This window comes from Actinoplanes sp. NPDC024001, from assembly GCF_040638955.1.
In the GTDB taxonomy this organism is placed as follows: domain Bacteria; phylum Actinomycetota; class Actinomycetes; order Mycobacteriales; family Micromonosporaceae; genus Actinoplanes.
Genome location: NZ_JBEZZB010000003.1, coordinates 72,937 through 82,674 on the forward strand (window position 1 = coordinate 72,937; position 9,738 = coordinate 82,674).

Here is a 9,738-nt window from a genome sequence, read left to right on the forward strand (position 1 = left end):
CTATGTCTCCGCTCACTCCTCGGTCTTGCCCAGGTCGCGGTAGGTGCTGCGGAGAATGTCGACGAGTGGGACGTGCCGGATCTTCACCGGTGGCGGGTCGAGGGCCCGCAGCAGCAGCTCGGGAGGCGCGGTGTTGCGCGGCGGACGCTCCCGCAGCCGCCCGAGGCTGATCGCCGGGCTGTAGAAGTCGGCCAGGCGGGTGTCCAGCGGCTCGTCCGGAACCGCGAGCGGATCGACCACGGCCTCGTCGCCCGGCTCCGGCGTGCCGCGCAGCGCATCGAGCAGTTCGTCGCGGCTGCGGCCACGCCAGGCCAGCACCAGGAACGGGTCGTCGTCGAAGGCCTCGGCCAGCACGTAGAGCGCCGCGGAGCCGTGCTTGCAGGGGACGCCCCAGTCCGGGCAGGAGCAGTGAATGTCCAGTTCGGACGGGAAGAGCGGTGCGCCGAGTTCGGTGAACAGGTCGACGATCTCGTGCGGCATCTCGCCGGCGAGCAGCGCGGCCCGGTAGAGAGCGCGGGCGCCGAGCTGTTCGGTGATCTCCGTCCACAGTGCCTCGTCGTACGCCGAAATGGTGATCGTGACGTGGTAGGGAGTCGGACGGGAGCCCTGGACCCGGGCCTCGACCCTGCCCGGCGCCAGGGAGAAGTCCATCACCTGGCCTTTTCGGGCGTAGTTCCGGCCGCGGGCGAGGCGCCCCGCATCGCAGATGTCTTCCAGGACGTCGACGAACCGGCGTGACCACCACTGCTCGCCGATCTTGCCGCGTTTCGACCGCACGGCGAGCCCACCGTCCACTTCGATCGGACGCCCGGACTCGAAGAAGCGCTGCGCCATCAGCTCACCGCCGCGGGATCGAGGGAGAACAGCTCGCGCAGCTGATCCGTGCTCAAATCGGTGATCCACTGCTCGCCGGTGCCGACGACCGACGAGGCCAGCGCCTTTTTCCGCTCGATCATCGCGTCGATCTTCTCCTCCAGCGTGCCGGTGCAGATGAACTTGCGCACCTGCACGTTGCGCGACTGTCCAATGCGGAAAGCGCGGTCGGTGGCCTGATCCTCGACCGCCGGATTCCACCACCGGTCGAAGTGGACGACGTGATTCGCGGCGGTGAGGTTGAGGCCGGTTCCGGCTGCCTTCAACGAGAGCAGGAACAGCATCGGCTCGTTCTCGGTCTGGAAACGCTCGACCAGCTCGTCGCGCCGTGCCTTGCTCAGTCCACCGTGGAGCCACAGCACCGGCCGGTCGAGGTGGGCGGCGAGATAGGGCTGCAGCAGCGAACCCCACTCCGCGTACTGGGTGAAGACCAGGGCCTTGTCGCCGTCCTCGACGATCTCGTCGGCCAGCTCCTCCAGACGGGCCAGCTTGCCGGAGCGGCCGGGCAGCCGGGAACCGTCCTTGAGCAGGTGCGCAGGATGGTTGCAGACCTGCTTGAGCTTCATCATCGCGGCGAGCACGTTGCCGCGGCGCTGGATGCCCTCGCTGCTCTCGATCTCGGACATCATGTCCTCGACCACCGCCTGGTAGAGGGTGGCCTGCTCGGGGGTGAGCGAGCACCACACCTTCATCTCGTTCTTCTCCGGAAGGTCCGAGATGATGCTCTTGTCGGTCTTGAGGCGGCGCAGCACGAACGGCCCGGTCGCCCGTTTCAGCGCGGCGGTCGCGTCGGCGTCCTGCCGGACCTCGATCGGCTCCTGGAAGCGGCGGCGGAACCGTTTCGCCGGACCGAGCAGCCCCGGGTTGCAGAAGTCCATGATGGACCAGAGCTCGGCCAGGTGGTTCTCGACCGGGGTGCCGGTGAGCGCCAGCCGGGTCCGGGCCGGGATGGCGCGGACCGCCTGGGACTGCCGGGTGCCGCTGTTCTTGATCGCCTGGGCCTCGTCGCACGCCACCCGGCCCCAGGTGACCCTGCGTAACGTCTCAAGATCACGGAGCGCAGTTCCGTACGTGGTGAGGACCAGATCGGCGCCGGCGACCGCGGCGTCGAAATCCTCGCCGCGCTGCCGGGTGCCACCGTGGTGCACGTAGACGCGCAGCGCCGGCGCGAACCGGGCGGCCTCCTTCTGCCAGTTGCTGACCAGCGACATCGGGCAGATCAGCAGGGTCTTCTCGCCGGTGGTGCCCTCGGTCAGCAGCAGCGACAGGGTCTGCGCCGTCTTGCCGAGACCCATGTCGTCGGCGAGGATCCCGCCCAGCCCGAGCCGGCTGAGGAAGTGCAGCCAGGAAAGACCCCGCTCCTGGTACGGCCGCAGCGTGCCCTGGAACCCCGCCGGGGTGGGCAGCGGCGTCAGCCGGTCGGCGGCCTGGCCCGACAGCAGATCGCCGAGCATGCCGTCGGCGTCCACCTCGACCAGCGGAAGGTCCTCCTCGCCGCCGTCGACCACCTGCTGGAGCACCTCGGCGGCGGTCAGCTCACCCTCCCGGCGCCGGCTCACCGCCTTGAGCGCCGCCTTCAGCTGGCGGTCGTCCAGCTCCACCCACTGACCGCGGACCCGGACCAGCGGCACCTTGAGCCGGGCCAGCTCGGCCAGCTCGTCGGCGCTCACCGCACCGTCGCCGATCACCAGGTCGAGCCGGAAGTCGACCAGCTCGTTCAGGCCGAAACCGGAGTCGGCGACCGCGCGGGACGCCGGGCCCTTCGACTTGGAGCGGGTGGTGAGCTTGAGCCCGACCGCCTTGCGGCCGGCCCACGACGGCAGCTGCACGCCGAAGCCAGCCGCCTGCAGCAGCGGCGCGACCTGGCGAAGGAATTCGTACGCCTCGCCGGTGCTCAGCTCCATCGCGGCCGGGCGCTGCTCGAGCAGGGCCACGTGCAGCAGCGGGAAGAGCCGGACCGCCCGGCCCAGCCCGGCCAGCAGGGTCTCGTCCGGGCGCCGGGGCAGGCCGGGGAAACGCTCGCCCTCCCACAGGTCCGCGGCCGGCAGGTAGAGGCTCGGATCCTCGGCCGACTGCACGGCGAACTCCAGGCCCCAGCCGTCCTCGCCGGGCTCCGGCTCGATCAGCCGGAAGCTGACCCGGATCGGGCCGTTCGCCTCGTTGGCGGCACGCATCCAGTCGTCGAGCGCCTGGCGCAGCTCACGGACGTCGTCGGCGGCGGCGCCGGGCAGGGCCGGATCCGCCGCGGTGAGAGCGGCGACCCAGCGGTCCGGCAGTGCCGCTTTCGGGCCGGGGCGCTGGCCGACCATGAGCCGGTCCGGCAGCACCTGGCGGGCCGCGCCGTCGAGCAGCGTGTCCAGCGCGTCCCGCACGGTCCGCCCCAGCGGATGCCCGTCCGGCGTGTCCAGCGCGCGGACCACCGGCGGCATCCCGGCCGCGAAGTCCCGGTAGGTGGCCGCGTCGGCCCCGGTCAGCACCGGGCGCCAGCGCGCGGTGGGGACGCCGTCCTCGACGACCAGCTGGGGCAGCATCCGGCCGCGCCGGGCCAGGTCGCAGGCATAGCCGGCGAGCAGGGCCAGATAGCGCAGCGACGAGCCGGCGACCCAGGGTGCGGACGGGTCCGGCTCGGCCAGCGTGCCCAGCACCGCCGCGGCGGCGTGCCCCGGCACCGAGAGCAGGGGAACGGTCCAGGCGCTCAGCCGGATGCCCCGGGTGGGCGCCTCGGCCCCGGTCTCGGGTGAGGGGAGCGGTCCGCGTGCCGTACCGGGAAGGTGAACCAAGCCGGACCCGCTGGGAAGCCGGCGCCGATCGGCTGAGTTTGCATCGGCCTCCGCGAACTCGCCGCCGATCGCCTCGAGGAGGGCTTCGGCGGAAGCGGCGAACGGATGCGGCCGGGATTTCGCCCGCGAGGTGGTGGTCAACGGCAACTCCGGGTCCTCGGCCCAGAGCACCAGCCGGCCCGGCCGGCCCCTGCCCGGAACCCAGCCGCCATGAACGACGAGCACTTCCACCCCCTGAACGACCTGTCGAGACTAGCCGCCGGGGCAGCCGAAAGCCTGCCGTGACCCTCGCCGCTGACGGTTGACACCGACTGGACGTACGCTTCTGGTCGTGACGGCGAACCCGGAGATCGACAGCATCCTGCAGCGCGGTGCCGACGGTGGGCGGATCACGCCCGAGGAGGCGCTGCTGCTCTACACGCAGGCCCCGTTCCACGCGCTCGGCGAGGCGGCCGACACGGTCCGGCGCCGTCGCTACCCGGACGGGATCGTCACCTACCTGATCGACCGGAACATCAACTACACGAACGTGTGCGTCACGGCGTGCAAGTTCTGCGCGTTCTTCCGGGCGCCCAAGCACAAAGAGGGCTGGACCCACCCGACCGAGGAGATCCTGCACCGGTGCCGCGAGGCGGTCGACCTCGGCGCCACCCAGGTGATGCTGCAGGGCGGCCACCACCCGGACTTCGGGGTGGAGTACTACGAGGAGCTCTTCTCCTCGGTCAAGCAGGCGTTCCCGCAGCTCGCCATCCACTCCATCGGCCCGAGCGAGATCCTGCACATGGCGAAGGTCTCGGACGTCTCGATCGAGGAGGCGGTGGTCCGGATCAAGGCGGCCGGCCTGGACTCGATCGCCGGCGCCGGCGCCGAGATGCTGCCGGACCGGCCCCGCAAGGCGATCGCCCCGCTCAAGGAGAGCGGTGCGCGCTGGCTCGAGGTCATGGCCGTTGCTCACCGCAACGGCCTCTCCTCCACCGCCACCATGATGATGGGTACGGGGGAGACCAACGCCGAGCGCATCGAGCACATCCGGATGATCCGGGAGGTGCAGGACCTCGCCGTCGGGAACGGTTACCGTGACGACGCCGTCGAGCAGTCGCACGACGTGGGCGGGTTCCGCGCCTTCATCCCCTGGACCTACCAGCCGGAGAACAACCACCTGAAGGGCCGCACCCAGGCCACCACGATGGAGTATCTGCGGTTCATCGCGGTCTCCCGGCTGTTCTTCGACAACGTCGCGCACCTGCAGGCGTCCTGGCTCACCACCGGCAAGGACATCGGTCAGCTCTCGCTGCACATGGGTGTCGACGACCTCGGCTCGATCATGCTGGAGGAGAACGTCATCTCCTCGGCCGGCGCCCGGCACCGGTCGAACCTGCAGGAGCTGATCTCGATGATCCGCACCGCTGACCGGATCCCGGCGCAGCGTGACACCTGGTATCGGCATCTGGCCGTGCACCACACGCCGGCGGATGACCCGACGGACGAGCGCGTGGTGTCGCACTTCTCCTCGATCGCTATTCCCGGTGGTGGGGCGGGCCGCACCGAGCTGCCGCTCGTCGAGGTGAACTGAACCCGGGGTCGCCCTCCTTTGTGATCACCGCTACCTTCGATGCTTCATCGAAGACGGAGGTCAATGAGATGCGGGGAGCATTGCGCCTCGGCGTCGCCGCGGTGGCGTCGCTGGTGGTCGCTGGGCTGACGAGCGTTCCGGCGGCACAGGCCGCGGCGGTGCCGCAGGCGACGGTCACCTTGTCGAGCGGCGAGGTGGAGCCTGGCGAGACCAAGAACGTCGTCGTGAAGGTGACCAACAACGGTCCCGGCGCGATGAAGAACGTCAAGCTGACGGTCGATCACGAGTCCTACGCGTGGGAGAAGATCCACTTCAGTCCGGCCGGTGTCTGCGATCCCGGCCCCATTCGGACGTCGGACTGTCATCTGAGCAAGTCGACGCTGCAGCCGGGCGAGTCGGCGGAGATGCGCGCCACGCTGTCGGCGGAGGCGGACCAGCCGATCACCCCGGCCGGCCGGCTCGTCATGTGGCCGATGTTCGACGGTTACAACCCGCAGGCGCCGCAGCGGTTCAGCTTCCCGCTCACGGTCGGCAAGCGGGCGAGCGTGGCCGTGCACGCCTGGGATGTACCGGCCAAGGTCACCGATTCCGGGGTGACGGTGGGCGAGCTGGCGCCGGGCGAGAAGGGCATGCTGATCGTCGCCTTCGCCAACCGCGGCAAGGAGCCGGCCGGGGCTCTGTCGCTCGATGTGCAGTTGCCCAACTCGCACATCCTCTTCGACCAGGACGTGATGCGGTCGGATCCGCGGTTCGCCGGGTGCTATTACAGCTCGGAGGACATCACCTGTTCATTCAAGGGCCTGGTGCTGCAGCCGGAGTCGGCCGGCCAGGAGGCCTCGACGTGGGCGATGGGGCTGCCGGTGTATGCCCGCGGTACCGCCAAGGGGAGGGCCACCGGTGGTACCGCCACCGTCGTCGGTGCGGGGGTCACCGGCGAGCGGGCCGAGCAGGTCACCCGTGGTGTGCTGGAGCCGTCGGACGTGGTCCCGATGGGGCCGAACGACGGCCAGTTGGAGACCGACAACTTCGCGGCCCTCGTCAAGTCCGCCAGCCCCAGCCCGAGCTCCAGCTCCAGCGCCGGCCCGAGCGTAAGCCCCACCTCCAGCCCGAGCGCGACCGCGGGCGCCGGTGCCGGCTCCGGTGGCGGCGAGGGCGGCGAGGACGACCCGACCCTGCCGATCACCGGACCGGTGGCGACCGGTGTCGCCGCGACGGGTGCGGCCGTGGTCGTTGCCGGACTCCTGCTGTTCCTGGCGGCCCGGCGGCGCCGGATCGTGGTCGTCGCGCCCGACGACGAGTCCTGATCCCCTGAACGGGGGGTGCGACTCCGCCGTTCGGCCAGGGGTCGGATCACCGGACCGTTGAGGGCGGGTTGCTCCTTCGTAACGAGGCCGCCGGTTGACTGTCCCGGCGGGTGTGGGCTGGTTAGGTTGCCTGCGTAAGGCAACGGAACAACTCAGTCGTCGCCCGCCGCGGTCAGCGCCGGTGACGGGATGTCGGACCCGACCGATGGCGGTCGTATATATAACGCACAAGGCGCGAGCGGGATGGGTGACCATCCCGCTCGTTCTGTTTGTGAAGGCAGTCTCTTCCGGTTTATGGGTGGCGGGTGGGGCGGTCGGATGGGGCATTGTTGGTGTTGTGACGCGCGCAGATCTGGGGAAACAGCCGCACGAGGTCGCCGAGATGTTCGACGGCGTGGCCGACCGCTACGACCTGACCAACACGGTCCTCTCCTTCGGACAGGACCGCGGCTGGCGCCGGGCCACGCGGGCCGCTCTGGCTCTGCGGCCGGGCGAGCGGGTTCTGGACGTGGGCGCGGGCACCGGCGTCTCCACGGAGGAGCTGGGCCGGTCCGGCGCGTTCGCGGTCGGCGCCGACCTGTCGGTGGGCATGCTGCGGGCGGGGCGCCGCAGCCGGCCGGAGGTGCCGCTGCTCGCGGGGGACGCGCTGCGGCTGCCGTTCGCCGACGCCGCCTTCGACGCGGTGACCATCTCCTTTGCTTTGCGTAACGTGGTCGACACCTCGGCTGCGCTGCGTGAGCTGGGCCGGGTGGTCCGGCCCGGTGGCCGGCTGGTGGTCTGCGAGTTCAGCCACCCGACCAACGCGGCGTTCCGGACGGTCTACCTGTCGTACCTGATGCGCTCGCTGCCGGCGGTGGCGCGCGGCGTCTCCAGCAACCCGGAGGCGTATGTCTATCTCGCCGAATCGATCCGGGCCTGGCCGGATCAGCAGGGTCTGGCGACCCGGATCGCCGAGGCCGGGCCGTGGGACCGGGTGGGCTGGCGCAACCTGACCGGCGGCATCGTCGCGCTGCATCGCGCCACTCGGGTATAAATCCGGCATTCGGCATACAAGGCGGCGAACTCGCTGTTTAGCTCGGTTTCATGACGAAGATCGGGCATCTCGAGGACACCGACATCGACATCGCGATCGACGAGGGCGAGGCCGGCGAGCGGCGCGCCACCGAGCTGGCCACCCGCCTGCGGATGGTCGCGGCACAGGACCCGCTGCTCGCCCAGGATCTGGTGGAGGAGCTCATCGTCGCGCTGGACCGGGCCATGGACGGCACGATCCGCGACCACCTGGACGGGCCCGCGCTCGGCGTGGCGGACCGGGTTCTACGCGACTCCGACCAGGTCTGACGCCCGTTCCCCGAAATTAGGGGAACCTAAGCGCAAAGATCTTCGATTGTCGGCCTACACTCCGATCGAGGCATGCTTGTGAACTAATTCACGAGCCTCGCGCGAGACCGGAGGTGGGACCGTGAGCGACCACGGAGCAGGTGGGATCGTCGCCGACGAGGCGGACGTGATCGTGGTCGGAGCCGGTCCGGGCGGGTCAGCCGCGGCCTATCACCTGGCTCGCCACGGCGTGCGGGTGCTGCTGCTGGAGAAGACCGAGTTCCCCCGCGAGAAGGTCTGCGGCGACGGTCTCACCCCGCGTGCGGTCCGCCAGCTGATCCGGATGGGTGTGGACACCTCCGAGAAGGCGGGCTGGCTGCACAACCGCGGGCTGCGGGTGATCGGCGGCGGGGTCCGCCTGGAGCTGGACTGGCCCGAGCTGGCCAGCTTCCCCAACTACGGCCTGGTCCGGACCCGGCTCGACTTCGACGACATGCTGGCCCAGCGCGCCACCGAGGCGGGCGCGCTGCTGCGCACCGGCGTGAACGTCACCGGGCCGGTGCTCGACGACGACGGCTACGTGATCGGCGTCCAGGCGAAGACCGGGCCGGAGCGGGAGCCGGTGGAGTTCCGCGCCCCACTGGTGATCGCCGCGGACGGCGTCTCCGGCAAGTTCCCGCTCGCCCTCGGGCTGGCCAAGCGCGACGACCGTCCGCTCGGCGTCGCGGTCCGCCGCTACTATCGGTCCGCGGTCAAGGCGGACGACGACTTCCTGGAGTCCTGGCTGGAGCTGCGCAGTGCGCAGGACCCGGGCCGGCTCCTCCCCGGGTACGGATGGATCTTCGGTCTCGGCGACGGCCGGGTGAACGTCGGGCTCGGCATCCTGAACTCGTCCGACGCGTTCGGCAAGACCAACTACCGCGCCCTGCTGACCGACTGGCTCGGCACCACCCCGGAGGACTGGGGCCTGCGTGACGAGGCCAATGCGGAGGGTCAGACTCTCGGCGCCGCGCTGCCGATGGGCTTCAACCGGGTGCCCCATTACACCCGCGGGGTGATGCTGGTCGGCGACTCCGGTGGCATGGTCAACCCGATGAACGGCGAGGGCATCGCGTACGCGATGGAGTCCGGCGAGATGGCGGCCGAGGTGGCCGTGCAGGCCCTGGCACGCCCGGCCGGCCCGGAGCGGGAGCGCGCGCTGCGTGCGTATCCCGCCGAATTGAGTCTGCGGTTCGGTGGTTACTACCGGATCGGCGGGATATTCGTGAAGTTGATCGGCAACCCCCAGATCATGCGGCTCGCCACGAAGTACGGCATGCCCCAGCCGCTGCTCATGAAGTTCGTTCTCAAGCTCCTGGCCAACCTCACCGACCCCCGGGGTGGCGACGCCATGGACCGCATCATCAACGGCCTCACCAAGGTGGCGCCCGCCGTCTGACGGCGAATTAGGGCACCCCGACCAAAGGACTACAGAACCACAGTAACTAGTGTGAAGCGGCTAACAGTCGTACGGGAGTAGTGATGACGATCAACCCTTATGTCCCGATCGTCGGGTTGCTGATCCTTGGCGCCCTCTTCGCGTTGTTCTCGGTGTCCGTCGCACCGATCGTCGGGCCGAAGAGATACAACCGGGCAAAGCTCGACGCCTATGAATGCGGCATCGAGCCCGCACCACAACCGATCGGCGGCGGCCGGTTCCCGGTCAAGTTCTATCTGACCGCGATGCTCTTCATCATCTTCGACATCGAGACCATCTTCCTGTACCCGTGGGCCGTGTCCTTCGACGCGCTCGGCCTGTTCGGGTTCGTGGAGATGGTCCTGTTCATCCTCACCGTCTTCATCGCCTACGCGTACGTGTGGCGGCGCGGCGGCCTGAACTGGGACTGAT

8 protein-coding genes are annotated in these 9,738 nt (G+C 69.9%); 6 read left to right on the top strand and 2 right to left on the bottom strand.

Annotated features, from left to right (window positions below):
* Positions 1-12: 12 nt before the first annotated feature.
* Both AB0F81_RS02545 and AB0F81_RS02550 read right to left on the bottom strand, forming a co-directional pair.
* A complete protein-coding gene (locus tag AB0F81_RS02545) occupies positions 13-834 on the bottom strand; it encodes an SWIM zinc finger family protein (protein WP_360189719.1) in 822 nt (273 codons plus the stop codon).
* Positions 834-3,878 (bottom strand): DEAD/DEAH box helicase, encoded by a 3,045-nt coding sequence (locus tag AB0F81_RS02550; protein ID WP_360189722.1) that lies wholly within the window; start codon positions 3,876-3,878, stop codon positions 834-836. The genes AB0F81_RS02545 and AB0F81_RS02550 overlap by 1 nt, the downstream gene beginning before the upstream one ends.
* Before the next feature lie 106 nt (positions 3,879-3,984).
* Here AB0F81_RS02550 and mqnC point away from each other — a divergent pair, with 106 nt between their 5' ends.
* The 6 genes from mqnC to AB0F81_RS02580 all read left to right on the top strand — a co-directional run bounded on the left by mqnC (position 3,985) and on the right by AB0F81_RS02580 (position 9,737).
* Positions 3,985-5,226 carry a cyclic dehypoxanthinyl futalosine synthase gene (mqnC, locus tag AB0F81_RS02555; protein WP_360189725.1) on the top strand — a complete coding sequence of 414 codons (1,242 nt, stop codon included), beginning with the start codon at positions 3,985-3,987 and terminating at the stop codon, positions 5,224-5,226.
* Between the two features lie 68 nt (positions 5,227-5,294).
* Positions 5,295-6,530: a hypothetical protein gene (locus AB0F81_RS02560; RefSeq protein ID WP_360189728.1), complete on the top strand. Its 1,236-nt coding sequence runs from the start codon at positions 5,295-5,297 to the stop codon at positions 6,528-6,530.
* A gap of 337 nt (positions 6,531-6,867) precedes the next feature.
* A complete protein-coding gene (locus AB0F81_RS02565) occupies positions 6,868-7,563 on the top strand; it encodes a demethylmenaquinone methyltransferase (protein ID WP_360189731.1) in 696 nt (231 codons plus the stop codon).
* Between the two features lie 50 nt (positions 7,564-7,613).
* The gene (locus tag AB0F81_RS02570; protein WP_360189734.1) at positions 7,614-7,871 is read left to right on the top strand and encodes a hypothetical protein; all 258 of its coding nucleotides are present in this window, start codon (positions 7,614-7,616) and stop codon (positions 7,869-7,871) included.
* 121 nt (positions 7,872-7,992) lie between these two features.
* Entirely contained in the window at positions 7,993-9,288 is a 1,296-nt protein-coding gene (locus tag AB0F81_RS02575; protein WP_360189737.1) for a geranylgeranyl reductase family protein, read from the top strand.
* 89 nt (positions 9,289-9,377) lie between these two features.
* On the top strand, positions 9,378-9,737 hold the full coding sequence (locus tag AB0F81_RS02580; RefSeq protein ID WP_360189985.1) for an NADH-quinone oxidoreductase subunit A: 360 nt from the start codon (positions 9,378-9,380) through the stop codon (positions 9,735-9,737).
* Position 9,738: the final 1 nt, after the last annotated feature.